This window comes from Halomonas zincidurans B6 (assembly GCF_000731955.1).
In the GTDB taxonomy this organism is placed as follows: domain Bacteria; phylum Pseudomonadota; class Gammaproteobacteria; order Pseudomonadales; family Halomonadaceae; genus Modicisalibacter; species Modicisalibacter zincidurans.
Genome location: NZ_JNCK01000001.1, coordinates 967,996 through 993,476, shown reverse-complemented (window position 1 = coordinate 993,476; position 25,481 = coordinate 967,996). Strand labels below are relative to the sequence as shown.

The 25,481-nt window shown below is 62.8% G+C and carries 24 protein-coding genes and 1 pseudogene; 16 read left to right on the top strand and 9 right to left on the bottom strand.

What is annotated here, in order from left to right:
• Positions 1–43 precede the first annotated feature (43 nt).
• Positions 44–1,510, top strand: coding sequence for an apolipoprotein N-acyltransferase (lnt, locus tag HALZIN_RS0104685; RefSeq protein ID WP_031383084.1), 1,467 nt, complete (start codon positions 44–46; stop codon positions 1,508–1,510).
• 49 nt (positions 1,511–1,559) lie between these two features.
• Here lnt and HALZIN_RS0104680 read toward each other — a convergent pair whose 3' ends face one another.
• A complete protein-coding gene (locus HALZIN_RS0104680; protein WP_031383083.1) occupies positions 1,560–2,084 on the bottom strand; it encodes a zinc ribbon-containing protein in 525 nt (174 codons plus the stop codon).
• 241 nt (positions 2,085–2,325) lie between these two features.
• Between HALZIN_RS0104680 and leuS the strand changes: the two genes are divergently transcribed.
• The 4 genes from leuS to hutC are packed head-to-tail and all read left to right on the top strand — an operon-like array spanning position 2,326 to position 7,263.
• Entirely contained in the window at positions 2,326–4,935 is a 2,610-nt protein-coding gene (gene leuS / locus HALZIN_RS0104675; RefSeq protein ID WP_031383082.1) for a leucine--tRNA ligase, read from the top strand.
• Between the two features lie 48 nt (positions 4,936–4,983).
• Positions 4,984–5,493: an LPS-assembly lipoprotein LptE gene (locus HALZIN_RS0104670; RefSeq protein ID WP_031383081.1), complete on the top strand. Its 510-nt coding sequence runs from the start codon at positions 4,984–4,986 to the stop codon at positions 5,491–5,493.
• Positions 5,490–6,548 (top strand): DNA polymerase III subunit delta, encoded by a 1,059-nt coding sequence (holA, locus tag HALZIN_RS0104665; RefSeq protein WP_031383080.1) that lies wholly within the window; start codon positions 5,490–5,492, stop codon positions 6,546–6,548. The genes HALZIN_RS0104670 and holA overlap by 4 nt, the downstream gene beginning before the upstream one ends.
• A 7-nt stretch (positions 6,549–6,555) precedes the next feature.
• A complete protein-coding gene (gene hutC, locus HALZIN_RS0104660; protein WP_035575510.1) occupies positions 6,556–7,263 on the top strand; it encodes a histidine utilization repressor in 708 nt (235 codons plus the stop codon).
• Positions 7,264–7,368: 105 nt separating this feature from the next.
• On the opposite strand, the gene HALZIN_RS0104655 is transcribed toward hutC, so the two are convergent.
• A complete protein-coding gene (locus tag HALZIN_RS0104655) occupies positions 7,369–8,712 on the bottom strand; it encodes a YjiH family protein (RefSeq protein ID WP_084173358.1) in 1,344 nt (447 codons plus the stop codon).
• Positions 8,713–8,784: 72 nt separating this feature from the next.
• On the opposite strand from HALZIN_RS0104655, the gene hutI reads away from it, so the two are divergent.
• The 3 genes from hutI to hutU all read left to right on the top strand — a co-directional run bounded on the left by hutI (position 8,785) and on the right by hutU (position 12,744).
• A complete protein-coding gene (gene hutI / locus HALZIN_RS0104650; protein ID WP_031383077.1) occupies positions 8,785–9,996 on the top strand; it encodes an imidazolonepropionase in 1,212 nt (403 codons plus the stop codon).
• Positions 9,986–10,942: a formimidoylglutamase gene (hutG, locus tag HALZIN_RS0104645; protein ID WP_031383076.1), complete on the top strand. Its 957-nt coding sequence runs from the start codon at positions 9,986–9,988 to the stop codon at positions 10,940–10,942. The genes hutI and hutG overlap by 11 nt, the downstream gene beginning before the upstream one ends.
• A 95-nt stretch (positions 10,943–11,037) precedes the next feature.
• Positions 11,038–12,744 carry a urocanate hydratase gene (gene hutU, locus HALZIN_RS0104640; RefSeq protein WP_031383075.1) on the top strand — a complete coding sequence of 569 codons (1,707 nt, stop codon included), beginning with the start codon at positions 11,038–11,040 and terminating at the stop codon, positions 12,742–12,744.
• 192 nt (positions 12,745–12,936) lie between these two features.
• On the opposite strand, the gene HALZIN_RS0104635 is transcribed toward hutU, so the two are convergent.
• Positions 12,937–13,371, bottom strand: coding sequence for a mercury resistance transcriptional regulator MerR (locus tag HALZIN_RS0104635; protein ID WP_010981353.1), 435 nt, complete (start codon positions 13,369–13,371; stop codon positions 12,937–12,939).
• Between HALZIN_RS0104635 and HALZIN_RS18730 the strand changes: the two genes are divergently transcribed.
• The 7 genes from HALZIN_RS18730 to HALZIN_RS18525 all read left to right on the top strand — a co-directional run bounded on the left by HALZIN_RS18730 (position 13,301) and on the right by HALZIN_RS18525 (position 16,931).
• Positions 13,301–13,654, top strand: a complete 354-nt coding sequence (locus HALZIN_RS18730) for a hypothetical protein (protein WP_077269372.1) — start codon at positions 13,301–13,303, stop codon at positions 13,652–13,654. The two genes, HALZIN_RS0104635 and HALZIN_RS18730, sit on opposite strands and share 71 nt — an antisense overlap.
• A 14-nt stretch (positions 13,655–13,668) precedes the next feature.
• Positions 13,669–14,298, top strand: coding sequence for an organomercurial lyase MerB (gene merB / locus HALZIN_RS0104625; RefSeq protein ID WP_031383074.1), 630 nt, complete (start codon positions 13,669–13,671; stop codon positions 14,296–14,298).
• A 150-nt stretch (positions 14,299–14,448) separates the two neighbouring features.
• Positions 14,449–15,087, top strand: coding sequence for an organomercurial lyase MerB (gene merB / locus HALZIN_RS0104620; RefSeq protein WP_031383073.1), 639 nt, complete (start codon positions 14,449–14,451; stop codon positions 15,085–15,087).
• Between the two features lie 150 nt (positions 15,088–15,237).
• Positions 15,238–15,885, top strand: a complete 648-nt coding sequence (gene merB, locus HALZIN_RS0104615; protein WP_031383072.1) for an organomercurial lyase MerB — start codon at positions 15,238–15,240, stop codon at positions 15,883–15,885.
• Between the two features lie 111 nt (positions 15,886–15,996).
• A complete protein-coding gene (gene merD / locus HALZIN_RS0104610) occupies positions 15,997–16,362 on the top strand; it encodes a mercury resistance co-regulator MerD (RefSeq protein WP_000995361.1) in 366 nt (121 codons plus the stop codon).
• On the top strand, positions 16,359–16,595 hold the full coding sequence (gene merE, locus HALZIN_RS0104605) for a broad-spectrum mercury transporter MerE (protein ID WP_005413392.1): 237 nt from the start codon (positions 16,359–16,361) through the stop codon (positions 16,593–16,595). The genes merD and merE overlap by 4 nt, the downstream gene beginning before the upstream one ends.
• A gap of 15 nt (positions 16,596–16,610) precedes the next feature.
• Positions 16,611–16,931, top strand: coding sequence for a DUF3330 domain-containing protein (locus tag HALZIN_RS18525; RefSeq protein ID WP_010981356.1), 321 nt, complete (start codon positions 16,611–16,613; stop codon positions 16,929–16,931).
• 38 nt (positions 16,932–16,969) lie between these two features.
• Here HALZIN_RS18525 and HALZIN_RS0104595 read toward each other — a convergent pair whose 3' ends face one another.
• Genes HALZIN_RS0104595 through HALZIN_RS0104580 form a run of 4 tightly spaced genes read right to left on the bottom strand, consistent with a single transcriptional unit; the run spans position 16,970 to position 21,452 of the window.
• Positions 16,970–17,584: a recombinase family protein gene (locus tag HALZIN_RS0104595; RefSeq protein ID WP_010981357.1), complete on the bottom strand. Its 615-nt coding sequence runs from the start codon at positions 17,582–17,584 to the stop codon at positions 16,970–16,972.
• A gap of 60 nt (positions 17,585–17,644) precedes the next feature.
• The gene (locus HALZIN_RS0104590; RefSeq protein ID WP_009288528.1) at positions 17,645–18,862 is read right to left on the bottom strand and encodes a TniQ family protein; all 1,218 of its coding nucleotides are present in this window, start codon (positions 18,860–18,862) and stop codon (positions 17,645–17,647) included.
• Positions 18,859–19,767, bottom strand: coding sequence for a TniB family NTP-binding protein (locus HALZIN_RS0104585; protein WP_013741668.1), 909 nt, complete (start codon positions 19,765–19,767; stop codon positions 18,859–18,861). Before HALZIN_RS0104585 ends, HALZIN_RS0104590 begins: the two co-directional genes overlap by 4 nt.
• Before the next feature lie 2 nt (positions 19,768–19,769).
• Entirely contained in the window at positions 19,770–21,452 is a 1,683-nt protein-coding gene (locus HALZIN_RS0104580; protein ID WP_011494284.1) for a Mu transposase C-terminal domain-containing protein, read from the bottom strand.
• A 148-nt stretch (positions 21,453–21,600) separates the two neighbouring features.
• Here HALZIN_RS0104580 and hutH point away from each other — a divergent pair.
• Positions 21,601–23,034, top strand: a pseudogene (gene hutH, locus HALZIN_RS0104575) (histidine ammonia-lyase); the annotation flags it as partial.
• 154 nt (positions 23,035–23,188) lie between these two features.
• On the opposite strand, the gene HALZIN_RS0104570 reads toward hutH, so the two are convergent.
• Complete coding sequence (locus HALZIN_RS0104570; protein WP_031383070.1) at positions 23,189–23,791, bottom strand: Yip1 family protein; 603 nt, start codon at positions 23,789–23,791, stop codon at positions 23,189–23,191.
• Between the two features lie 159 nt (positions 23,792–23,950).
• On the bottom strand, positions 23,951–24,907 hold the full coding sequence (locus tag HALZIN_RS0104565) for a sigma-54 interaction domain-containing protein (protein ID WP_051907380.1): 957 nt from the start codon (positions 24,905–24,907) through the stop codon (positions 23,951–23,953).
• Positions 24,908–25,481: the final 574 nt, after the last annotated feature.

Here is a 25,481-nt window from a genome sequence, read left to right as displayed (position 1 = left end):
CGGCTCTGGTATAAGAGGCACGTCCCGCTACGGAGTACCTCGAATGCCGACTGTTTATCGGCCCTGGATGGGCTACCTGGCCGCCTTGATCGCCGGCGGCCTGACCACGCTGACCTTCTCGCCCTTCCAGCTGTGGTGGCTGGGGCCGGTGGCCGTCGCTCTGGTGTTCGCCGGGCTTCATACCCAGACCCCGGGACAGGCAGCACTGCGTGGCTGGAGCTACGGCGTCGGCCTGTTCGGCTCGGGCACCTCGTGGATCTACGTGTCGATTCACGACTACGGCTATACCGGCGTGCCGCTGGCGGTGTTCCTGACCGCGCTGTTCGTGGTGACCCTGGCGCTGTTCTACGCCGTGCCGTTCTGGTGCTACCGGCGATTCACCGGAGCGCGGCTGGCCTGGCTCAGCTTCGCCGGGCTCTGGGTACTCGTCGAAGTGCTGCGCACCTACCTGTTCACCGGCTTCCCCTGGCTCTTGCTGGGCAGCGCCCATGTCGACTCGCCGCTGGCACCGCTGGCGCCGCTCGGCGGCGTCTATCTGCTGAGCCTGATCACCGCGCTCAGCGGCACGCTGCTGGTCGAACTGCTGCGAAGGCGCTGGTGGGCGCTCGCTCCCCTCGCCGCGATGTGGCTGGCGCCACTGACGCTACCCGGGCAATGGACGACGCCCGGCGAGACGACTCGCGTGGCGCTCTTGCAGGGCAATCTGCCGCAATTGATGAAATGGACCGACGAGGGCCGACGTACCGCTGCCAACACCTATACCCGCCTGACCCGCGGCCTCGATGACAATATCCAGTTGATTGTCTGGCCGGAAACCGCCCTGCCGATGTTCGAACGACAGGCCCTGCCGCTACTCGAACGCCTCCAGGCGACGCTGCCCGCCGATACGGCACTGTTGACGGGGATCGTCGAACGCGACGCGCAGGACGATTACTACAATGCGGTGATCGGTTTCGGCGACAGCCAGGGGCGCTATCGCAAGGAGCACCTGGTGCCGTTCGGCGAATACATGCCGCTGGAAGGGCTGTTGCGCGGCGTCATCGCCTTCTTCGACCTGCCGATGTCGAGCTTCTCGGCCGGCGCGAATGACCAGCAACCGATCCGCGCGGCCGGCCTGAGAATCGGCACGGCGATCTGCTACGAGATCACCTATCCCGACCTGGTGGCGAGCCGGGCACGCCAGGCCGAGGTGTTGATGACAGTGTCCAACGACACCTGGTTCGGTGATTCCATCGGCCCGCTGCAGCATTTGCAGATGGCCCGTCTGAGAGCGCTGGAGAACGGCCGCTATCTCATGCGCGCCACCAGCAACGGAGTCACCGCGATCATCGACCCACAGGGGCGAATAACCAGCCGCGCGGCGCAGTTCGAGACCGCGCAGGTCATCGGCGAGGTCCGCACCATGCAGGGCGAAACGCCCTTCACCCGCACCGGCAGCTGGCCGACCTGGCTGCTCGCCGGGCTGATGCTCGCCGCCGGACTACGCTTGCGCCAGGCCCGGCGGCGCTGATTGACAGCGGCACCATTGATAGCGAATCAGGGCGCCGATCAACAGCCAGTCACTCGGCCGCGCCACGCGCCGGGGCGCGCTCGAAGTAGCGATGCCCGCAGGCATGGCAGGGCTCGAGCCGGGCGACGCGCTCCAGCGCCAGCGTCTCGCCACAGTGCACGCAGGCCATGCGACCCGGCGCGGCCAGCTCGCCCTCGACGTAATCGGCGCGGGCGGCTTCCAGGTCGTCCTCGAAACGCTCGCGCTCCACCACGCTGCGATCGGCGATCGACAACAGCGCCTCGCTGATCTTGCGCGACAGCACGTTCAGGTCGATGCCCAGCCAACTGGCCACGCCGCTGCCACCGGCGGCCAGGTAGCGACGCAGGTCCTTCAAGTCGCGCTCGACCCAGGCCCGCAACAGCGACATCTCATCCTTGGTGAACTCCTCGACCTCGACTTCGAAAGCCACCGCTTCGTCGAGTTCATGCTGCAGCCGCTCCCAGGAGAGCTCGTCGGCCCCGTCGCGCATGCGGTGCAGCACGCGCTCGTAGGCATCGTGCAGCCGCCGGTCCTGTTGCTTGTCGTCACTCATGGTGCCTCTCCTATCATTCTCGGGTGCTGGCCTGACGGTCGCCGCCTTGCCGGCGGCCCTACCTGCCCATGCACGTCTTGGGGTATCCTTGGGCCAGCATTGACGGTATTCCATGCCTGCCTCCATTAATTTTCTCACACATTGTGTGGCAGGGTGTTATCTCCAGCGGTTGCATCGCGCTCCCCGCCGCCGGGTCGAGCCGACGCCACCGATCCCCAACGCAAGGTGCCCCACGCAAACGATGGACACTCAGTACCAGCCCCACGCGATCGAATCGGCCGCCCAGAGCTACTGGGACGAGAATCAGTGCTTCAAGGCCGTCGAGGACGCCTGCCGCGAGAAGTTCTACTGCCTGTCGATGTTCCCCTACCCCAGCGGCAAGCTGCACATGGGGCACGTGCGCAATTACACCATCGGCGACGTGGTCTCGCGCTACCAGCGCATGCAGGGCAAGAACGTCCTGCAGCCGATGGGCTGGGACGCTTTCGGCATGCCGGCGGAGAACGCCGCGATCAAGAACCGCGTGCCGCCCGGGGACTGGACCTACCAGAACATCGACTACATGCGTCGCCAGTTGAAGGCGCTGGGCTTCGCCTACGACTGGAGCCGCGAGTTCGCCACCTGCGACGTCGACTACTATCGCTGGGAGCAGTGGTTCTTCGCCAAGCTTGTCGACAAGGGGCTGGTCTACAAGAAGATGGCCGCGGTCAACTGGGATCCGGTGGACAACACCGTGCTCGCCAACGAGCAGGTCATCGACGGGCGCGGCTGGCGCTCCGGCGCGCTGGTCGAGCGCAGGGAGATCCCGCTGTGGTTTCTCAAGATCACCGATTACGCCGAGGAACTGCTCGCCGACCTCGATCACGTCGACTGGCCGGAACAGGTCAAGACCATGCAGCGCAACTGGATCGGCAAGTCCCGCGGGGTCGAGCTGAGCTTCGACGTCGACGGCCGCGACGAGACGCTGGATGTCTACACCACCCGCCCCGATACGCTGATGGGCGTGACCTACGTCGCCGTTGCCGCCAGCCATCCATTGGCCAAGGCCGCGGCCGCGAACGACCCGTCGCTGGCCGACTTCCTCGAGGAGTGCGCCCGCGGCGGTACCTCGGAAGCGGATCTGGCAACCATGGAGAAGCGTGGCCGCGATACCGGTTTCACCGCGCGTCACCCGCTGAGCGGTAACCCAGTGCCGATCTACGTGGCCAACTTCGTGCTGATGGAATACGGCACCGGCGCGGTGATGGCCGTCCCCGGCCACGATCAGCGCGACTGGGAGTTCGCCACCAAGTACGACCTGCCGATCGTCGCGGTGATCGCCGACGCACGAGGCGACGCTCCGGATCTCAGCCAAGGCGCTTATGTCGAGCATGGCGCGCTGATCAATTCCGGCGAGTTCGACGGCCTCGACTTCGACGCCGCCTTCCAGGCGATCGCCGCGCGGCTCGAGTCCGACGGCCGCGGCACGGTCAAGACCAATTTCCGGCTGCGCGACTGGGGAGTGGCCCGTCAGCGCTACTGGGGCGCGCCGATCCCGGTCAAGTACGGCCCCGGGGGTCAGACCGTGGCGCTGACCGACGAGGAGTTGCCGGTCGCGCTGCCGATGGAGGTCGAGGTCGACGCCAGCGGCTCGCCGCTCAAGAAGATGCCGGCGTTCTATGATCTGGGCGACGGCTGGACCCGCGAGACCGACACCTTCGACACCTTCATGGAGTCGAGCTGGTACTACGCACGCTTCGCCTGCGCCGACAACCGCGAGGCGATGCTCGACGAACGCGCCGACTACTGGCTGCCGGTAGATCTGTACATCGGCGGTATCGAGCACGCCATTCTGCACCTGCTCTACGCGCGCTTCTTCCACAAGCTGATGCGCGACTTCGGCCTGATTGCGAGCGACGAGCCGTTCCAGCGCCTGCTGACCCAGGGCATGGTGATCGCCGAGACCTTCTATCGCGAGACCGGAAACGGCGGCAAGGACTGGTTCAATCCGGCCGACGTCGAGGTCAAGCGCGATGACAAGGGCCGGCCGGTCAGCGCGGTATTGAAGAGCGACGGTGAGCCGGTGCAGATGGGCGGCATCGAGAAGATGGCCAAGTCGAAGAACAACGGCGTCGACCCGCAGGCGATGATCGAGCGCTTCGGCGCCGACACCGTGCGCCTGTTCATGATGTTCGCCGCCCCGCCGGAGCAATCGCTGGAATGGTCCGATGCCGGCGTCGAAGGCGCGCATCGCTTCATGAAGCGGCTATGGAAACTGGTCGCCGATCACCTGGCCGCCGAGCAAGACGCCGGCACGGCGCCTGCACTCGACCCTCACTCTTTCGACCCTCAGGCGCTCGATGACGCGCAAAGGGGGTTGCGTCGCAAGACCCACGAGACCATCAAGAAGGCCAGCGATGACATCGGCCGGCGCACCACCTTCAATACCGCCATTGCCGCGGTGATGGAACTGACCAACGCGCTCGGCCGCTTCCAGGGCGAGCGCGCCGGCGGCGCGCCTCAGGATCTGGCGGTCGCCCGCGAGGCGGTCGAGACCTGCGTGCTGCTGCTCGCCCCGATCACCCCGCATGCCTGCCATGCGCTGTGGCAGGCCCTCGGCCATCGCGAGCCGGCCATCGACGCCCGCTGGCCCGAGCTCGACGAGCACGCGCTGGTCAAGGACAGCCTCGAGCTCGTCGTGCAGGTCAACGGCAAGCTGCGCGCGCGCATCGAGATCGCCCCCGATACCGTCAGGGACACCGTCGAGGCCGAAGCGCTGGCCAACGAGAACGTCCAGCGACACATCGAGGGCAAGACGCTGCGCAAGGTGATCGTGGTGCCGGGAAAACTGGTCAACATCGTTGCCAGCTGAGCGTCGCCACCCAGCGCGTGTCGCTAACCACAATGCAAGGAGCTAGCCGTGAAGCGTCGAACCTTTCTCGCCCGGTCGCTGAGCGCTGCGCTGCTCGGTGCCGGCATCACCGCCCTGCCCGGCTGCGGCTTCCAGCTGCGCGGCACCGGGGCCACACAAGACGCAGGCATCGAGCGTCTGGTCCTGGCGACGACACCCTCGGCGCTCAGCGATAGTGTCACTCGCGCGCTGCACGACGCCGGGATCGAACTGAGCGACGCCGCACCGTTGCGCCTCAATCTCGGCACGGAGCGCATTCAGGAGATCAGCCTGAGCGGAAGCGACAGCGGCACCCAGGAGATCGAACTGCAGCTCGAGGTGCCGTTCTCGATCCAGCGCACCGCCGACAACGCCTACCTGCTCGACCAGCAGCGAATGCAGGTGACGACCACGTTCCGGGCCAACGACAATGAGCTGTTGACTCGGGACAACGACCGCGAGCGGGCGCTCGAGGCGCTGCGCCGCGACGCCGCCCAGCGCCTGATCGATCGGCTGCGCAACCTGGACGCCACGCGGTGAAGGTCTTCCCCGACAAGCTGCCCGAGACGCTGGCCAGGAAATTGCCGCCGGTGATCATCGTCGCCGGCGACGAGCCGCTGATCCAGCGCGACGCCTGCGACGAAGTCAGGCGGGTGGCCCGCGAACGCGGCATCGAGGAGCGCGAGGTGCTACACGTCGAGAGCGGTTTTCAATGGGGGCGGCTCACCGAGTCCGCGGCCAGCATGTCGCTGTTCGCTACCAGCAAGCTCATCGAACTGCGCCTCGGCGACCAGGCGCCCGGCCAGGAAGGCGGCAAGGCGCTGGAAGCGTTCGCCGCGCAGGCGCCGAACAGCGACGACGTGCTGCTGATCTCGGCGGGCCGGCTCGATCGCAAGCAGCAGCAGAGCAAATGGTTCAAGGCACTCGACAAGCTCGGCGTGTTCGTGCCGGTGTGGCCGGTCGATCATTCGCGGCTGGGTTTCTGGATGCGCGACCGGGCCACCCGCTACGGTCTCACCCTCGACATGGACGCCGCCCGGCTGCTCGGCGAACGCACCGAGGGCAATCTGCTCGCCGCCGACCAGGAGTTGCAGAAGCTCTCGCTGCTGCTGCCCCCCGGCGCGCGACTCGACACCGAGGCGATCACCTCGGGGGTCGAAGACAGCGCCCGCTACGACGTCTTCACGCTGACCGATGCCTGCCTGCGCGGCGAGCGCGAGCGCGCCGTGCGGATCGTGCGCGGACTCAGGAGCGAAGGCATCGAGGCGCCGGTGGTGCTGTGGGCGCTGAGCCGCGAGATGCGAACGCTGCTCTCCCTGCAACAGCACCTCGAGCAGGGCCAGAGCCTCGAGCACGCCTGCAAGGCCCAGCGCCCGATGATCCCCGAAAAGCACCGCGCCAATTATCAGCAAGCATTGCAACGCCTACCCCATCGCCGCCTGCACAAATTGCTGCTGTTCGCCCAGCGCATCGATCAGGCCGTCAAGGGCGGTCTGGCGCTGCCGGTGTGGGACGCACTCAACGACCTGGCCCTGACCATGGCCGGCGGCCGCGGCCTGCTCGCCGAACTGCCGCATGCTTACCGGATCGCCTGAGATGCCTGTGACCCAAGCGCCACGCTATCTACAGATCAAGCAGTTCCTTCTCGAGCGAATTCGCTCCGGAAACTATCCGGTCCATCATCAGATTCCACCGGAAGAGCAACTTGCCCAGCAGTTCGACGTCAGCCGAATGACCGCCAACAAGGCGATTCGCGACCTGGTTCACGAAGGCTATCTGGTCCGCCAGCCGGGGCTGGGGACGTTCGTTACCGACTTGAAGGCCGAATCATCGCTACTCGAGATCCGCAACATCGCCGAAGAAGTGCGTCAGCGGGGGCATCACTACCGTAATGACATGCTGCGCTGCGAATCCATCGAGGCCGACGATGAAGTCGCCTTGCGCCTCGGCGTGCGCCTCGGCACGCGGGTTTTCCATACCATCCTGATTCACCGCGAGAACGAGATTCCGATCCAACTGGAAAATCGCTACGTCAACCCACGCTGGGTGCCGAATTACCTGAAAACCGACTTCTCGCGCTATACACCCAACGAGGTGCTGGTCGCCGCCTGCCCGATTTCCGATCTGGAGCATGTGGTGGAAGCCGTGCTGGTCGATACCCAGACCGCCGACTGGCTGGAAATTCCTGTCAGCGCACCGTGCCTGAGCATGGTGCGACGCACCTGGTCCGGAGAACACCTGATCAGCTACGCCCGATTGATCCATCCCGGCGACCGCTACAAGTTGCGCTCACAGGCACGCTCTGCCTGAATTTGCCAAACATCATTCGGGATAGAGGCCCTTTGCAAACTACCAAACGCCAGCGGCGGCGCATTGATCGCGCCGCCGCTGGACGTGGCGGGCCTTCGCACGCGGTTAACCGCCAGCCAAGGCCTGGGCCAGATAGCCAGCCGGCACCGCCAGCAACAATCCCAGCGCCGTGCGCAAAAACCAGACGACGACAATGCGCCCCACCGAAAGCGGAATCGTGGTCGAAAGGATGCAGGGGATCGAAGCCGAGAAGAACAATACCGACGATACCGATACCACGCCCGTGGCGAAGCGAGCCACGAAACCGGCATCCCCCATCAGCAGGGCCGGCAGGAACATTTCGGCCAGCCCGGTCGAGGCGGCTTGGGCCAGCGCCATCGCCTCGTCGAGCCCCCACAACGCCGTCATTGGGTAAAACAGCAGACCCAGCCAATCGAACAGCGGCGTGTACTTGGCGAGCAGCAGACCGATCAACCCCACCGACATGATCGACGGCAGAATGCTGATCGCCATCAGCAGCCCTTCCTTGAAGTTGAGTGCCACACTGCGCATCAGACTCGGCGCGTGATGCGCAGCATCAAGGCCAGCGCGCCAGGCGGTCACCAGCCGGCGTCCGCGAGGCACTCCAGGCTCGTCATCAGATTTCTCGTCGTCCATCCGTGCCAGCGGTGGCAAGCGCACGGTAATCGCGGTCACCGCGAAGGTGATCAGCAGCGTCAGCCAGAAATACAGGTTCCATACCGCCATCAAGTCCAGCGTCTTGGCGACGATAATCATGAAGGTCGCCGATACCGTGGAAAACCCGGTCGCAATGATGGCCGCCTCGCGCGGCGAATACTGCCCCGCTTGATAGACGCGATTGGTGATCAGCAGACCAATCGAGTAACTGCCGACGAAGGATGCCACGGCGTCGATCGCCGATTTTCCCGGCGTCCGCCAGATCGGCCGCATGATCGGTTGCAGCAGAATGCCGATCAACTCGAGCAGGCCATAACTGATCAGCAATGCCAGGAAGATAGCCCCAATCGGCACGATCAGCCCCACCGGGATCACCAGTTTGCCGAACAGAAAAGGCAACATGTCCGGCGTATGCAGCAACGCCGGCCCCCAACCGCTGAGCGCCATTACCGCCGCCACGACGCCCAATAGCTTGAGCACGGTGAAGACCCGGTCGGTAACGCTACGTCGCCAGTTACCGGTCACCAAAGGATAGGCCGCCCCGGCGACGATCAGTGCCAATGCATACCAGCCATCCAGCCCACCCAACAAATATCGTGCCCCAGTGACCATGTGATCGAGCGGGATGGTGGTCCGTCCCGCCAGTGTCACGGGCACGAAAAAGATCAGGATCCCCAGCAGGCTGGGAATGAACAGGTAGAGCATCGTCTTCAGGGAATACCGACGCTCCTGCTCCTCGCTCGCAAATGATGTCTTTTCTTGGTGCGACATGAAGACCTCTCGTTTCTTGTAGTCAACGCATTTGTATATACAATTAGAAGCGATATTCTTCAAGGAGCCTCCATGCCCGAGATATCCTCCCTGCTATGGCGTGACATGACGGTATTCGACGGCAATCGAGAATTGCCGGAGCCGATGGCCGTTCTGGTACGCGATGGCCGGATCGAAGCGCTGCAGCCGATGCAGGAATTCGACGCGATGCGCTGCGAGTACGCCCACGACGCCGGCCGGGGCGGGGTGATGACCCCGGGGCTGGTGGACTGCCACACCCACCTGGTGTTCGGCGGCAGCCGTGCCGACGAGTTCGAGATGCGCCTGGAGGGCGCCAGCTACGAGGCGATCGCCAAGGCCGGCGGCGGCATTCTGAGTACCGTGCGCGCGACGCGGGCCGCCAGCGAGGAAGCGCTCTTCGACAAGGCCCAGCCGCGTTTGCAGGCGCTGATCGACGACGGCGCGACCACCGTGGAGATCAAGTCCGGCTACGGGCTGAACGTCGAAGACGAGCTCAAGATGCTGCGGGTCGCCCGGCGCCTCGGCGAGACACTACCGGTGCGGGTCGTCACTACCCTGCTCGGCGCCCATGCCTTGCCGCCGGAATACGCAGCCGCCAGCGACACCTATATCGATCTGGTGTGCGACGAGATGATTCCTGCCGCCGTCGCCGAAGGGCTCGTCGATATGGTCGACGTGTTCTGCGAGGCGATCGCCTTCTCCGTGGCCCAGTGCGAGCGCGTCTTCCAGGCGGCCCAGACCCATGATCTGCCCATCAAGGCGCACGCGGAACAGCTTTCCAAGCTGGGTGGCAGCGCCATGGCGGCGGGCTACGGCGCGCGCTCCGTGGACCATATCGAATACCTGGACGAGGCGGGCATCGCGGCCATGCGCCAGGCCGGCAGCGTCGCGGTCATCCTGCCCGGCGCCTTTCATACCCTGCGGGAAACCCAACTGCCGCCTATCCAGGCGCTGCGCGACGCCGGCGTGCCCATGGCCGTAGCCACGGACTGCAACCCGGGCAGCTCGCCGCTGTTCATGCCGACGCTGATGCTCAACCTGGCCTGCACGCTGTTTCGTCTGACACCCCGTGAGGCGCTGGCCGGCATGACCGCCCACGGCGCCGCCGCCCTAGGCCGCCGCGAGCTGGGCCGCCTCTACGAGGGCGCGCCCGCCGACCTGTGCGTGTGGGACATTCAGCGCCCCGCCGAACTGGCCTATGCCGTGCAACCCGGCCGGCTGCGCCAGCGCCTGTTCAGGGGAGAGCTCACCCATGACCGCTGAGACCATCGACATGTCCGCCTGGACCGGGCGCATCGACCCGGAAAGCAACAGCGAGCGCTGGCATCAATGCATTCGGCCGCTGGATCAAGCAGGTAGCAAGGGCGTCGCCCTGCTCGGCTTCGCCTCGGATGCGGGGGTCAAGCGCAACCAGGGCCGGCCCGGCGCCACCCAGGGTCCGCAGGCGATCCGTCGCGCCCTGGCGCCGCTGGCCTGGCATCGCCAGGCCCCGGCCTTCGATGCCGGCGATGTGGTGTGCCGAGGCGATGCCCTGGAAGAGGCCCAGCAGCGTCTTGGTGAGCGCCTGGCCGAATTGCTCGACGCCGGCCATTTCCCGGTGGCGCTGGGCGGCGGCCACGAGATCGCCTTCGGCAGCTGGCAGGGGCTTGCCCGGCACCTGGAAGCGCAAGGCAGCAAGCACGACCGGCCACCGCAAATCGGTATCGTCAATCTCGATGCGCACTTCGATCTGCGCGACCCGAGCCATGCGCACTCCTCCGGTACGCCCTTCGCCCAGATCGCCGATGCGTGCGAGCAACGTCACTGGCCGTTCCGCTATGCCTGTCTGGGCGTCAGTCGCGCCAGCAATACCCGCGCCCTGTTCCAGCGTGCCAAGGATCTCGGCGTGCTGGTGCGCGAGGACCGCGAATTCACCGCGGCCACACTCGAGGCCATCTTGCGCGACGTCAAGCGTTTCATCGCTCACTGCGAGCATCTTTATCTCACCATCGATCTCGATGTACTGCCCGCTACCGAGGCGCCGGGGGTCAGCGCGCCGGCGGCGCGCGGCGTGTCGCTGGCGCTGATCGAGCCGCTGATCGAGATCATCCGCGATAGCGGCAAGCTGCGACTCGCCGATATCGCCGAACTCAATCCTGAGCACGACATCGACGGCCGCACCGCCAAGGTCGCGGCGCGACTCGTCCATCAATTGACCCTGACCGGCTGAATCGGCCACCAGCCACCAGCCACCAGCCACCAACCGCAGTGTTTGTCTAAACCAGCCTCAATATTTGTCTAAAAGAACCAAGAGAGACCACAAGCATGTCCGACACCGACAAGCGTCACGACCCCAGCCGCCAGATCGCCGCACCCACCGGCACCGAGCTTACCTGCAAGAGTTGGCTGACCGAAGCGCCGCTGCGCATGTTGATGAACAATCTGCATCCGGACGTCGCCGAGCGCCCCGAGGACCTGGTGGTCTATGGCGGCATTGGCCGCGCCGCGCGGGACTGGCCATGCTTCGACAAGATCGTCGAGACGCTCCAGCGCCTGGAAGATCATCAAACGTTGCTGATTCAGTCCGGCAAGCCGGTGGGCGTGTTCGAGACCCACAAGGATGCCCCCCGGGTATTGATCGCCAATTCCAACCTGGTGCCGGCCTGGGCCAACTGGGAGCATTTCAACGAGCTGGATCGCAAGGGCCTGATGATGTACGGCCAGATGACCGCCGGCTCGTGGATCTACATCGGCTCCCAGGGCATCATCCAGGGCACCTACGAAACCTTCGTCGAGGCCGGTCGCCAGCACTATGGCGGCAAGCTCGCCGGTCGCTGGATCCTCACCGCCGGACTCGGCGGCATGGGCGGCGCTCAGCCGCTGGCGGCGACGCTCGCCGGCGCAACTTCGCTTACCATCGAGTGCCAGCAGTCACGCATCGATTTTCGCCTGCGCACGCGCTATCTCGACGAACAGGCCAACGATCTCGACGACGCCCTGGCACGCATCGAGAAGTACATCAAGGCGGGCCAGGGGGTCTCCATCGGCCTGTGCGCCAACGCCGCCGAGGTGTTGCCGGAACTGGTCAAGCGTTGCGACGCCCGGCGTTGCGTGCGTCCGGACATGGTCACCGACCAGACCAGCGCCCACGACCCGCTGCACGGCTACCTGCCAGCGGGCTGGAATTGGGACGACTACGTCGCCCGCGGCAAGTCCGAGCCCAAGGCGGTGGTCAAGGCCGCCAAGCAATCCATGGCGGTGCATGTGCAGGCGATGCTCGACTTCCAGGCCCTGGGCATCCCGACCTTCGACTACGGCAACAATATCCGCCAGATGGCAAAGGACGAAGGTGTCGCGAATGCCTTCGACTTCCCGGGCTTTGTACCCGCCTACATCCGGCCGCTGTTCTGCCAGGGTATCGGCCCGTTCCGCTGGGCGGCGCTGTCCGGCGACCCCGAGGACATCTACAAGACCGACGCCAAGGTCAAGGAGCTGATTCCCGACGACCCGCACCTGCATAACTGGCTGGACATGGCCCGCGAGCGGATCTCCTTCCAGGGCCTGCCGGCACGCATCTGCTGGGTCGGCTTGAGGGACCGTGCGCGTCTCGGCCAAGCCTTCAACGAGATGGTCAAAAGCGGCGAGCTCAAGGCGCCGGTGGTCATCGGCCGCGACCATCTGGATTCCGGCTCGGTGGCCAGCCCCAACCGCGAGACCGAGGCCATGCAGGACGGCTCCGACGCGGTGTCCGACTGGCCGCTGCTCAATGCTCTGCTCAACACCGCCGGTGGCGCCACCTGGGTGTCGCTGCACCATGGCGGCGGCGTGGGCATGGGCTATTCCCAGCACGCCGGGGTGGTGATCGTCGCCGATGGCAGCGACGATGCCCACAAGCGCCTCGGTCGCGTGCTGCGTAACGATCCGGCCACCGGGGTGATGCGCCATGCCGATGCGGGCTATGACATCGCCAAACAGAGCGCCCATGAGGGTGGCCTCGATCTGCCGATGATCGACGCACAGGAGGGCAAGTGATGAGCCATCTCGAGATTTCCCCCGGCAAGATGACCCTGGCGCAAATGCGCCAGGTTTTCGAGGCCCCGCTTCAAGTCAGCCTGCCGGATAGCACCGTGTCATTTTCAGAAGGTGACTGCACGGAATATCAAGAGTCGGCTGCACAGTCTTTTCTGATCTGTGGTCGTCTCAGAAAACGGAAAATAAAGCACGCTAAGCTGTGGAAGCCCCTGCCAAGCTCGTTCCACCTTGCAACGACGCAATCAGCGGACACGAAACATTCCCCTGCCGCGAATGGCAGGCGCACACCAGGTCAGACAGCACAGCCTCCATGCGCGCCAAATCGGCCATCTTCTCGCGCACGTCTTGGAGCTTGTGCTCGGCCAGGCTGCTGGCCTCCTCGCAGTGGGTGCCATCGTCGAGCCGCAGCAACTCGGCGATTTCATCCAGGCTGAAGCCCAACCGCTGGGCCGATTTCACGAATCGCACCCGTGTCACGTCCGCCGCGCCATAGCGGCGAATGCTGCCATAGGGCTTGTCCGGCTCGGGCAACAAGCCCTTGCGCTGATAGAACCGGATGGTCTCCACGTTGACGCCGGCTGCCTTGGCAAAAACGCCAATGGTCAGGTTCTCCAAATTATTTTCCATACCGCTTGACTCCGTACATGAGTACGGAAGTAAGGTTACGCTATCCAATTCAAATTCGAAAGGACAAGCCGAGGAAGGTAGCGGACGACTCATTGGGGTACAGGCAGTGGCCCCGGAAGCGGGCGAGCTGATCCAGACGGCGGTGCTCGCGATCCGTAACCGCATGACCGTACAGGAACTGGCTGACCAGTTGTTCCCCTACCTGACGATGGTCGAGGGGCTGAAGCTCGCGGCGCAGACCTTCACCAAGGATGTCAAACAATTGTCCTGCTGCGCAGGATGAAAGGAGATGGAACCATGAAGCTCGCCCCATATATTTTAGAACGTCTCACTTCGGTCAATCGTACCAATGGTACTGCGGATCTCTTGGTCCCGCTACTGCGGGAACTCGCCAAGGGGCGTCCGGTTTCGCAAACGACACTTGCCATGTCTCTCGACTGGCCTGCTCAGCAAGTGAATGCCGTGCTCGAACGGGCCACCAGTACCGAGTACGATAGTGATGGGAATATCGTTGGTTATGGCCTCACCTTGCGCGAGACTTCGCATATCTTCGAGATTGATGGCCGCCGTCTATACGCCTGGTGCGCACTGGACACTCTGATGTTTCCGGCCCTCATTGGCCAGACGGCGCGCGTGTCGTCGCATTGCGCTGCAACCGGAGCACCAGTTTCACTCACGGTTTCGCCGAACGAAATCCGGGATATCGCACCGACCGACGCCGCAGTGTCGTTGGTCCTGCCGCAGGAAACAGCGGACATTCGTCAGTCATTCTGTTGCCACGTCCATTTCTTTGCATCGGTCGTGACGGCGAAAGATTGGGCCTCCAAGCATCAAGGCGTGGAGATCGTAAGCGTCCAAGATGCCTTCCGCTTGGGCCAAGAGCTTAATCGACATATGCTGCAGACCATTCCATCGAGAAAATCGTGATTGGATAACGATTCTACAGCCCGGTATTCGCTTCGTAGGTGCGGATTGCCCTCTGCGAAATCTACCCGGGGGCCCCCGCAAGGCAATCAAAGCGGGCGTCAAACAGAGAAGCAAAGCAGCTTTCGCGCTGTGCATCCCAAGGAAATAGCTATGAAACATACACGCTACATCACCGAAATTGCTGAAAGTCTGGCGCCAGCTAATCAGCCCGAAGGGTTCGGGCAGCTGTTCGTCGTGCTGCTGCGTGAGCTGGCCAAGGGGCGTCCGGTTTCGCAAACGACACTTGCCATGTCTCTCGACTGGCCTGCTCAGCAAGTGAATGCCGTGCTCGAACGGGCCACCAGTACCGAGTACGATAGTGATGGGAATATCGTTGGTTATGGCCTCACCTTGCGCGAGACTTCGCATATCTTCGAGATTGATGGCCGCCGTCTATACGCCTGGTGCGCACTGGACACTCTGATGTTTCCGGCCCTCATTGGCCAGACGGCGCGCGTGTCGTCGCATTGCGCTGCAACCGGAGCACCAGTTTCACTCACGGTTTCGCCGAACGAAATCCGGGATATCGCACCGACCGACGCCGCAGTGTCGTTGGTCCTGCCGCAGGAAACAGCGGACATTCGTCAGTCATTCTGTTGCCACGTCCATTTCTTTGCATCGGTCGTGACGGCGAAAGATTGGGCCTCCAAGCATCAAGGCGTGGAGATCGTAAGCGTCCAAGATGCCTTCCGCTTGGGCCAAGAGCTTAATCGACATATGCTGCAGACCATTCCATCGAGAAAATCGTGATTGGATAACGATTCTACAGCCCGGTATTCGCTTCGTAGGTGCGGATTGCCCTCTGCGAAATCTACCCGGGGGCCCCCGCAAGGCAATCAAAGCGGGCGTCAAACAGAGAAGCAAAGCAGCTTTCGCGCTGTGCATCCCAAGGAAATAGCTATGAAACATACACGCTACATCACCGAAATTGCTGAAAGTCTGGCGCCAGCTAATCAGCCCGAAGGGTTCGGGCAGCTGTTCGTCGTGCTGCTGCGTGAGCTGGCCAAGGGGCGTCCGGTTTCGCAAACGACACTTGCCATGTCTCTCGACTGGCCTGCTCAGCAAGTGAATGCCGTGCTCGAACGGGCCACCAGTACCGAGTACGATAGTGATGGGAATATCGTTGGTTATGGCCTCACCTTGCGCGAGACTTCGCATATCTTCGAGATTGATGGCCGCCGTCTATACGCCTGGTGCGCACTGGACACTCTGATGTTTCCGGCCCTCATTGGCCAGACGGCGCGCGTGTCGTCGCATTGCGCTGCAACCGGAGCACCCGTTTCACTCACGGTTTCACCCAGCGAGATACAGGCTGTCGAACCTGCCGGCATGGCGGTGTCCTTGGTATTGCCGCAGGAAGCAGCCGACGTTCGTCAGTCCTTCTGTTGCCATGTACATTTCTTTGCATCTGTCCCGACGGCGGAAGACTGGGCCTCCAAGCATCAAGGATTGGAAGGATTGGCGATCGTCAGTGTCCACGAGGCTTTCGGCTTGGGCCAGGAGTTTAATCGACATCTGTTGCAGACCATGTCATCTAGGACACCGTGATCGGATATCGACCCAATGTTCTACGGCACCGGCATCGGATTCGCAGCGCGCGGATTGAACTCGGCGAAACGGTATATGCATTGCCGTGAACCGACCAAAAGGAGGTGTTCGATGAACGCCTACACGGTGTCCCGGCTGGCCCTTGATGCCGGGGTGAGCGTGCATATCGTGCGCGACTACCTGCTGCGCGGATTGCTGCGGCCAGTCGCCTGCACCACGGGTGGCTACGGCCTGTTCGATGACGCCGCCTTGCAGCGACTGTGCTTCGTGCGGGCCGCCTTCGAGGCGGGCATCGGCCTCGGCGCATTGGCGCGGCTGTGCCGGGCGCTGGATGCGGCGAACTGCGATGAAACTGCCGCGCAGCTTGCTGTGCTGCGTCAGTTCGTCGAACGCCGGCGCGAAGCGTTGGCCAATCTGGAAGTGCAGTTGGCCGCCATGCCGACCGCGCCGGCACAGCATGCGGAGAGTTTGCCATGAACAGCCCCGAGCGCATGCCGGCCGAGACGCACAAACCGTTCACCGGCTACCTGTGGGGCACGCTGGCCGTGCTGACTTGCCCCTGCCACCTGTCCATCCTCGCTGCCGTGCTGGCCGGCACAACCGCCGGTGCATTCCTTGTCGAGTATTGGGTCATCACGGCGCTCGGTTTGACCGGCCTGTTTCTTCTGTCACTGGCGCGGGCGTTGCGGGCATTCAGGGAAAGATCATGAGCGCTTCCCGGCCGGATGGATGGACTACGGCGGAGGGCCCAAGCGTTCGAGCGCGGGCAAGGCTTTCTGTTCGCAAAGCCGATGCCGGCGGCGGCATTCGCCGTCTTCGTCAGTCAATGGAGGGGTGCCACCATGAATGCAAATGATCCGACCGCCACCAGTTGCTGCGTGTGCTGCAAGGAAATTCCGCTCGATGCCGCCTTCACACCGGAAGGCGCGGAGTACGTCGAGCACTTCTGCGGGCTGGAGTGTTATCAACGTTTCCAGGCGCGGGCCAGCACTGCGACCGAAACGAGCGGCGAACCGAACGCTTGCGGTTCGCCGCCGTCAAATTGAGACAAACCACGCTTTCGCTACGTCGCCTCATGTCGGCATCAAATTCGGCTGAGTAGCTTCTCGCCATCTGGACGTAGCTCGCCCTTGGGTGAAATATGCCGATACAGGGTCTGCCGCGTGATGCCAAGTTCCTGGCACAGGTCGCCGACCTTGGTCTCTGACTGCCCCATTGCCGCCATCGCCAGCCGCAGCTTGGCGGCGGTCATCTTGAACGGCCGGCCGCCTTTCCGGCCGCGTGCCCGTGCTGAGGCCAGGCCCGCCACGGTGCGCTCGGCGATCAACTCGCGCTCGAACTCGGCCAGCGCGGCGAAGATACCGAAGACCAGCTTGCCGGCGGCGGTCGTGGTGTCAATGGCCGCGCCGTGCCCGGTCAGCACCTTGAGGCCGATGCCGCGTCCGGTCAGGTCATGGACGGTATTGATCAGATGGCGCAGGTCGCGCCCGAGCCGATCCAGTTTCCAAACGACCAACGTGTCGCCTGGCCGTAGTGCCTTCAGACAGCTCGCCAGACCGGGACGATCCTCGCGTTTTCCGGACGCTTGGTCTTCATAGAGATGCGCCGGATCAACACCGGCCGCGACCAGCGCATCGCGCTGCAAGTCCGTCGCCTGGGAGCCATCCGCCTTCGATACTCGCATGTAGCCAATCAGCATCTTGTACCTGTCACATATACGTTCGATTATGTGACAGTTTGCATCGGGAAGCTCTGCACGTCAAAATTTGTCACTTAACCCGTCATTCTGTCTAAGGCATGCAAAGGGTAGGCTAGGCTCATAATGTGACAGAAATTCCGGGGGGATGCCTTCCTTCGCGAAGGTGGCGCGCAACTGTTCCAAGGAAGCGGGGTCGCGCCGACCATAGGAAGCCAACGCGAACAGCGAGCGTGCCGTCTCGGGGTTGTGTCGTGCTTCAATGATGGCCTCATCAATGGCCTGGATTGCACGCTGCCAGTGATCGACGGGTTCGGGCTTCGGCGCTTTCGCCGGCAGGCCACTGGTGAACCCGGTTTGGGGCTCGGACCAGAATAGCTTTGCGTGCTCGCCTGGCGGGCTTATATCCCTCACCTCAATCAAGCTGATTGCCGTTGCCGCCGCCTCCAGCATCTGCAACCGTACTGCCGGGTTCAGGGTTTCATACGGTCGCCACAGACTTTGCCCAGCACGCAGCGGATGCCCGCAGCATTCCCAGATTTGGCGGAGATACCCCGCGTAGGTGCCGCACGTCGAAAGCGGGGTGTTCAGCTCATCGAGCAGCGTGCGTAGCAGCCTAAACCACAATCCGGCGTGGATGCGTCGGCGCGGCAACTCCACGTGGCCGGTCGTCAGTGCCTGCCAGGTACGCTGGTCCATCGCCGCAATCGCGTCGCTGGCAGTGCGCGGTTCGGCGTCGGCGTTCTCCCAGCCGAGAAACCGCCCTGGCACGCCCCAATAGGATTCCAGCCAGCAGCCATGCAGTGGGCAGCTCAGCATCAGGGGCAGCTTCCACGCGAGCAGTACGGCTTGGTTCTCCGGATCGTTCAGGCAGAGCGGACAGGCGCGGTGTATCGGTTGGGTGGGCAGCCAGGCACGCCAGCTCGTGATGGATCGCGTCTTACGGCGGAGTCTCGGCAGCAGTACCGAGAGCTGGAACGCATAGGTTTCCAATGCGGCTGGAATCTGATCATCAAGGCTGTCCAGTAGCCAAGGCACCCAGCCGGCGAAACTCATGCAGCGCAGCCGATCCAGCTCGATACCGCTCCGCTGGGAGAGCATCGCCAGCAGCGCCAGTGGTGGCGCGGTGTCCAGGTCATCAACCTGGCCGTGACCAAGATCGTGCTCCAGCAGCTCGGACACTTCCATGTGATAGCAAAGGGCCACGCGGTTGAGCCACGAAGACAGGGCTTCGGCTTCCCTGGGTGCCGGATGCAGTGGCCAGCGTGGCGCTGGCTTCACATCAGTTCCCGCTCGAATTGCCGCCGCCGCTCGCTGGGACCGGTGTAATCGGCCATGCTGAGCGTGCGGTGGTTGATCGCTTCCTCACCACTCTCCACGGCGGCCACGGCCGCCGCCATCAAAAGGTGCGCCAGCTCGCCAATAGTGCCCTCGCTGCGCGTGAGCAGGTAGCGAGCCATGTCCAGCGTGGCAATCGACGAAGGTCGCCGCAGCGGGAGCGAAGCCGCGAAGCTGGCCAGCAGTGAACAGCAATCGTCGTTGGCCTCCCACACCGGCAGCATCATCGGCTCGAAGCGATTTTCCAACTGGTCATCCGAGCGGATGGCCAGGTAGGCGTCGCGTGTGCCCACACCGACCAGCGGGATGCGCAATTCGTTGCCGAGGAAGCGCAGCAGGTTGAGGAATTCCCGGCGGTTGACGCTGTTGCCGGCCAGGACGTTGTGCAGCTCGTCGATCACCAGCAAACGCACACCGAGCTTGCGCAGCAGTGTCAGCGCCAGTTGCTCTATTTCCGGCAGCCGTGGGCGCGGTCGCAATGGTGCTCCCATCGCCGCGAGCAGCGCGACGTAGAAGCGGATCACCGATGGCTCGGACGGCATCTGCACGACCAATACCGGGATGTGCTCCTGGTCGGCGTCGGAGCTGGCCGGGTGGGCGCGGCGGAACTTCTCGACGATCATCGACTTGCCGTTGTTGGTTGGACCGACCAACAGCAGGTTGGGCATGCGTTGTTTGTTTGGCCACGTATACAGGGCTTCCAGCCGGTTCAACGCCTCGACTGCTCGCGGATAGCCGATCCAGCGGTCGGCGCGAAGGCGATGGATGCGCTCGTCCGCCGGGAGACGGGCCAAGCCCTGGGCCGCCGGCAGCAGGTGGGACAGGTCGATGATGGGATATTCGTCCACGGCTACCACTCCTCAATCTGGTCGAACGGTTTGGCAGGTGGCTGGTTGTCCGCCTGCGGGTCTGCCATGTCCGTGTCCGCTGGTGGCGTGGTTTTGACAGGTTGTTCCGTTGACTTGAGATGCTGGCGTCGATCCGCGTCGCGCCGCGCCTTGCGCGTGGCTTTCTGCGCAGTGGTCACGATTTCGCGCATCTGCCCGATCATGCGGAACAGCGCCGACTCATCCACCTGTTCGCGCCCTTGCTGCCGCAATTTCGCCAGCGCCTGCCGTTGTTCCCAGAGGGTGACAGCCGGGTGCGACAAGGTACGGTATGGAATTTCCAGATAGTGCTGCCCCTCCGGCTCCAGCACCCAAATGCGGCTGATGTCGCGTGGGTCGCGCCGGATCAGGAACGCAGGCAGGCGGTCGCGCCGAGCTATCCACGGCTTGAGCGCATCGGCGTAGTAGTGGATGTGGTCGATGACGAAGCCAGTGCGGGTCAGGGTGCGGCGGAGGACGGGCAGGAAATCGACCAGAAAAGCCGTGGTGCGAGTGATGACGGTTGGAACGCCGGTACGCGCGACAGCTTCGGCCCAGCGTGCGGCCGGCGGTTGGAGCAGGCCGTTGTGCACGGAGCCGTGATAGGTGCCAACCGCCAATGCGAGCCAGCGTTCCAGCTCGCGCAGTGTCAGGGCGGCCATCTTCTCGGAGGCGTATTCCCCGCGCTGGTCAGGGTTGGAGAAGGTCGTCCCCGGCAATTCGTCGTGGATCATTTGCATCGCCGTGCCGATGATCCGTTCCACGATGCCGCCATAGTGCGGCTGCCCGAGAGGCCGATAGTCCAACCGGATGCCATGCTGCTCGCAGCCACGGCGTAGCGCCTCGCTCTTGAATTCGGCCGCGTTGTCCAGGTAGAGCAGCGCGGGCTTGCCGCTCATCGGCCAGTCCATTTCCACGTCCAACCTTTCCAACCAAGGGCGCTTGTCGCAACCGGCGTGTGCGAGGCACAGGCCGACCGAGACGGCAGATGGCGCTTCTAACGTGACCACCATGCCAACCACGCAGCGGGTGAACACGTCGATGGCGAGGGTCAGGTACGGACGGCCAATCGGTTGCCGGTCGCGCTCGTCCACCACGATCAGGTCGATGACTGTGTGGTCGATCTGTACCTGCTCCAGCGGTGCGGAGACTGGCGGAGGAACACCGCCAACACCTTGCAGGATGCGGGACGCATCCTGGCCTTCCCGAAGTCGAGTGGTCTTGAGTGGATCAAGGCTGGCGATCCGCAACGCGACCGTGTTGCGCGCCGGCATCCGCAGCTTTTGCAGCTTGCACACCCGCGCAACTTCACGGTGGAACGCCGCCAAGCTGCGCTTCTGCTTGGTCAGGAAGCGCTTTTGCAGTAGCTCGCGGATGATTCGTTCGACCGACTCCGGCAAGCGGCCTTTACCTTTGCCACCGCTCGACTGTCCAAGAGCCAAATCAGTGACCAGCCCCGAACCTTGCCGGGCACGGCGGATCAGGACGTAGACCTGCCGCCGGGACAGACCCAGCGCCTGGGCTGCTGCGTCGGCCGCTTCATGCCCGACCGTCTCCGACTGCGCCAACGGCCCAATGATCTCCGCGCGGCAGCGAGCACGCTCCCATGCCTGTTCTGACAGGGTGGCTACGCCGCGCTCGGCAATCGGTACGGTATCGGTCGCCATGCTCGCCTCGCTTTGGTGCACACGAGTATTGAGCATAGACGAGTTTCGTGCAGAGGAGTCCTGATATCGGGCTGTCAGGAGCCGTATGCACAGCAGGCTTCATGTCTCGTTGATTGGTGCAGTCGTCTTCTGAAAATGACACACCGACACTGCCATCCAGCGCAGCGTGGACTGTGTCAATCGGGTGCTCGCGGAAGAGCGTACCGCCTATGGCATCAATACCGGCTTCGGCCTGCTGGCCCGGACACGTATCGAGAAGGGCCAGCTCGGGGACTTGCAGCGCTCGCTGGTGCTGTCCCACGCCACCGGCGTCGGCGCGCCCATGGACGACGCTCTGGTGCGGCTGATCATGGTGCTCAAGGTCAATGCCCTGGCGCGAGGCTTCTCGGGTATTCGCCGCCAGGTACTGGACGCACTGATCGCGCTCATCAATGCGGAGGTTTATCCACGCATTCCGCTCAAGGGCTCCGTAGGTGCCTCCGGCGACTTGGCGCCCTTGGCCCACATGAGCGCCCTGCTGCTCGGCGAGGGCAAGGCCCGCCACGGCGGCGAATGGCTGCCGGCCCGAGAGGCCCTGGCCATCGCCGGGCTCGAGCCGCTGTCGCTGGCGCCCAAGGAGGGCCTCGCCCTGCTCAACGGCACCCAGGTGTCCACCGCCTACGCCCTCAAGGGCCTGTTCGAGGCCGAGGACCTGTTCGCGGCGGCCACGGTGTGCGGCGCGCTCACCGTGGAGGCGACCCTGAGCTCGCGTTCGCCCTTCGATGCCCGCATCCACGAGGTGCGTGGCCAGCGCGGCCAGATCGACGCCGCTGCGGCTTATCGCCACCTGCTCGGTGAGCGTAGCGAGCTCAGCGATTCGCATGCCGACTGCGATAAGGTTCAGGATCCCTACTCGCTGCGCTGCCAACCGCAGGTGATGGGTGCGTGCCTGACGCAGATCCGCCAGGCCGCCGAGGTACTGGCCATCGAGGCCAACGCGGTCTCCGACAATCCGCTGGTATTCACCGATAATGGCGACATCATCTCCGGCGGTAATTTTCACGCCGAGCCGGTGGCCATGGCGGCCGACAATCTGGCGCTGGCCATCGCCGAAATCGGCTCGCTCACCGAGCGGCGTATTTCGCTGATGATGGACAAGCATATGTCGCAGTTGCCACCGTTTCTGGTCGAGAACGGTGGGATCAACTCCGGCTTCATGATCGCCCAGGTCACCGCCGCGGCGCTGGCCAGCGAGAACAAGGCACTGGCGCACCCGCATAGCGTCGACAGCCTGCCGACATCGGCCAACCAGGAGGATCACGTCTCGATGGCCCCCGCAGCCGGCAAACGGCTATGGGAAATGGCCGATAATGTGCGTGGAGCCATCGCCATCGAATGGCTGGCCGCCTGCCAAGGGCTCGATTTCCGCAACGGCCTCACCACCACCGCACCCCTGGAGCAGGCCCGCGGGGCATTGCGTGAGCGCGTGACTTACTACGACAAGGACCGTTTCTTCGCCCCGGATATCGAGGCCGCCGGCGAGCTGCTCAAGGCACGCACCCTGAGCCACCTGGTGCCCGCCGAGCTGCTGCCCAGCTACTGAAAGGCCGCCCGCCATTCCACCTATAACAGCCCCGAATCATCTAAAGGCATCGTTACAGTGAACAGACATCATGTCTCGGCACCTCCCGAGCGCACAACAAACCGGACGTCGTCGACACCCGGTTGTTCACCTCGCATTGCAAGAGACCTGGACATCACAATTCGACACCCAGCAGTCTCGCGCCGTAGCCCCACAGCAGCACGGTCAGCCCCAGCAATACCTCGAGTACCAAGACGCCGATTCCCAGTGTCGAGCCGGTGACGATGAAGCCTTCTTCGTTGCTGATGCCTAGAAACGCGGGAATACCGATATACAGCAGGACGGCGCTATAACAGAGCCCCACGATGATCGCCAGCAGGCATAGCCAGAGCAATGGATAGAGAGCCACCAATCCGCTCAAGAACATCGGCGTCGCCACGTAGCCGGCGAAAATGATGCAGTCGCGGCGACTCGGTTGGGTAGAGTAGCGCCGCGCCAGCCAATGAATGACCACCCCCATCAAACCCACCGCCGCCAGAATGGCCACGTAAAAGGCGATACCGGCGAAAAAGGCATCCGAGTATGCAAGGCGTATCGTTTCGCCACCGCCGTAATCCCACCCGATCTGGGTGGTGCCGATGAAGGCGCTTACCACCGGGATCGCCGCCAATGCCAATACGTGGTGAGCATAGAGATGGGTCAGCGTCTCCCGTTCGCTATGGATCTGCCTCCATTCACGGTTCGGGTGCGCCAACAGTCCCCAGACGTGCGTGAGCATATCAACACCTCCTTTATCACCGATTTCGCAAATAGGCTGCGTGCCGTAGCGTAGCCGATATCAGCTTTCATGTTGGCAGTATAGGCAGTATTTCCTCAGCAATATAAGCGTTTGACGGCTATTACCGGCCACAGCGACGATGCCGCTTCATTAGACGATTCAAGATGTCTTCCAGACGAGACGCTTGCGGTAGAGGGTCGAAGGCGCTACCTCTAGCAATGCCGCCGCTCGCTGAATGTTTCCCCCACAAGCAGCTATGGCATGCTCGATCGCATCTCGCTCGATCATCCATAGTGGACGAACGTGTGCAGAGGACCCCTCGTCAGGAACTTGCTTGAACGTTGGGGGCAGAGGCACCCTTCGCGCCGCTACAGATAGTTCGAGCATATGCTCGGTTAATTGCTCGCCGTCATGCATGACGACCGCACGTCGGATGACATTTTCCAGTTCGCGGACATTGCCCGGCCAACTGTAGCACCGCAGGGCAAGCTCGGCTTGATGCGAAATCCGTTGAAAGGCCTTGCCCTCCGACCCGGCATAGCGCGCCACCAACGCACGAGCGATCTCGACGATGTCATCGCCTCGGTCGCGCAACGGTGGCAATGCAACGGGAATTACATGCAGGCGGTAATAGAGATCCTCGCGAAAGCGGCCCTCACGGACCAGCACGGAAGGATCGACGTTGGTGGCGCAAACGATACGACAATCGACGACACGCGGCGCCGTCGCCCCCACGGGAATCACCTGACCGGTCTGCAGGAATCTCAGCAGCTTGCTTTGTACATCGAGACTGAGTTCGGCGACCTCGTCCAGAAACAACGTTCCGCCATCTGCCGCCATGGTATAGCCGTCTCGATCACAGGAAGCCCCGGTAAAGGCGCCCCTCAAGTGGCCGAATAATTGCGACTCGAAGAGTTCAGACGGAATCGCCGCACAATTGACGGCGATGAAAGGGCCTTGATGGCGCTTTCCGTATTTATGGAGAACACTGGCGCAGAGTTCCTTGCCGGTGCCACTTTCTCCGCTAATAAAAACGGGCGCATCGGAACATGAAACTTGCTTCAGCTTTTTGTATAACATTTTCATCGGCAGCGAGTCACCGATAAAGGCGTTCATGACCCGAGGATCCGTTGCCGCACCTTGCCTGCTTGAAAGATATGATTCACAACCCATAACAAGCCCCCAGAAAATTTCTAGATTTATTTGTTTAATAATCTTATTGGGTTATATAACACCAACCAACACACTAAGCATCTTTATTACTTTTTCAATCGCTTACATCCAATAAAACGTAGACTAACCGAACGTCGCCCGCTTGCAACAATAAAAGCAAAAGCACAGCCATTAAAAAATCAACGCAAACTATTGAAAACTAATCCCAATTACTGAAAAATTAAATAGACGCCCTGTCATAGCTCTCAAAAATCCCAAAAAAACATTATGCCAACATCTACGAAAATAACAAAAAAGCATCAACGAACTAATCGATATCACCTACATCAAAACATTAGCAAAGTGCGCAACCATCGCTCTCATCAAGTCTCGATCTTCAAGCGTCATCAACTTATAAAACCTGAAGCTGGCCACACTAATAAGAATTTTTCAAAATACAAGGCATTTTGCAAAAAACAACAATAACATCACGCCATTATTGTCCAACAACTCATTGCCCGAAAGAGAAAATGAATAT

What these genes read in the sequence shown, in the direction of transcription:
- lnt (WP_031383084.1), top strand. Translation starts at nt 44, where the DNA reads ATGCCGACTGTTTATCGGCCCTGGATGGGCTACCTGGCCGCCTTGATC.
- HALZIN_RS0104680 (WP_031383083.1), bottom strand. Translation starts at nt 2,084, where the DNA reads ATGAGTGACGACAAGCAACAGGACCGGCGGCTGCACGATGCCTACGAG.
- leuS (WP_031383082.1), top strand. Translation starts at nt 2,326, where the DNA reads ATGGACACTCAGTACCAGCCCCACGCGATCGAATCGGCCGCCCAGAGC.
- HALZIN_RS0104655 (WP_084173358.1), bottom strand. Translation starts at nt 8,712, where the DNA reads ATGTCGCACCAAGAAAAGACATCATTTGCGAGCGAGGAGCAGGAGCGT.
- hutI (WP_031383077.1), top strand. Translation starts at nt 8,785, where the DNA reads ATGCCCGAGATATCCTCCCTGCTATGGCGTGACATGACGGTATTCGAC.
- hutG (WP_031383076.1), top strand. Translation starts at nt 9,986, where the DNA reads ATGACCGCTGAGACCATCGACATGTCCGCCTGGACCGGGCGCATCGAC.
- hutU (WP_031383075.1), top strand. Translation starts at nt 11,038, where the DNA reads ATGTCCGACACCGACAAGCGTCACGACCCCAGCCGCCAGATCGCCGCA.
- HALZIN_RS18730 (WP_077269372.1), top strand. Translation starts at nt 13,301, where the DNA reads ATGGTCTCCACGTTGACGCCGGCTGCCTTGGCAAAAACGCCAATGGTC.
- HALZIN_RS0104635 (WP_010981353.1), bottom strand. Translation starts at nt 13,371, where the DNA reads ATGGAAAATAATTTGGAGAACCTGACCATTGGCGTTTTTGCCAAGGCA.
- merB (WP_031383074.1), top strand. Translation starts at nt 13,669, where the DNA reads ATGAAGCTCGCCCCATATATTTTAGAACGTCTCACTTCGGTCAATCGT.
- merB (WP_031383073.1), top strand. Translation starts at nt 14,449, where the DNA reads ATGAAACATACACGCTACATCACCGAAATTGCTGAAAGTCTGGCGCCA.
- merB (WP_031383072.1), top strand. Translation starts at nt 15,238, where the DNA reads ATGAAACATACACGCTACATCACCGAAATTGCTGAAAGTCTGGCGCCA.
- merD (WP_000995361.1), top strand. Translation starts at nt 15,997, where the DNA reads ATGAACGCCTACACGGTGTCCCGGCTGGCCCTTGATGCCGGGGTGAGC.
- merE (WP_005413392.1), top strand. Translation starts at nt 16,359, where the DNA reads ATGAACAGCCCCGAGCGCATGCCGGCCGAGACGCACAAACCGTTCACC.
- HALZIN_RS18525 (WP_010981356.1), top strand. Translation starts at nt 16,611, where the DNA reads ATGGATGGACTACGGCGGAGGGCCCAAGCGTTCGAGCGCGGGCAAGGC.
- HALZIN_RS0104595 (WP_010981357.1), bottom strand. Translation starts at nt 17,584, where the DNA reads ATGCTGATTGGCTACATGCGAGTATCGAAGGCGGATGGCTCCCAGGCG.
- HALZIN_RS0104580 (WP_011494284.1), bottom strand. Translation starts at nt 21,452, where the DNA reads ATGGCGACCGATACCGTACCGATTGCCGAGCGCGGCGTAGCCACCCTG.
- HALZIN_RS0104570 (WP_031383070.1), bottom strand. Translation starts at nt 23,791, where the DNA reads ATGCTCACGCACGTCTGGGGACTGTTGGCGCACCCGAACCGTGAATGG.
- HALZIN_RS0104565 (WP_051907380.1), bottom strand. Translation starts at nt 24,907, where the DNA reads ATGAACGCCTTTATCGGTGACTCGCTGCCGATGAAAATGTTATACAAA.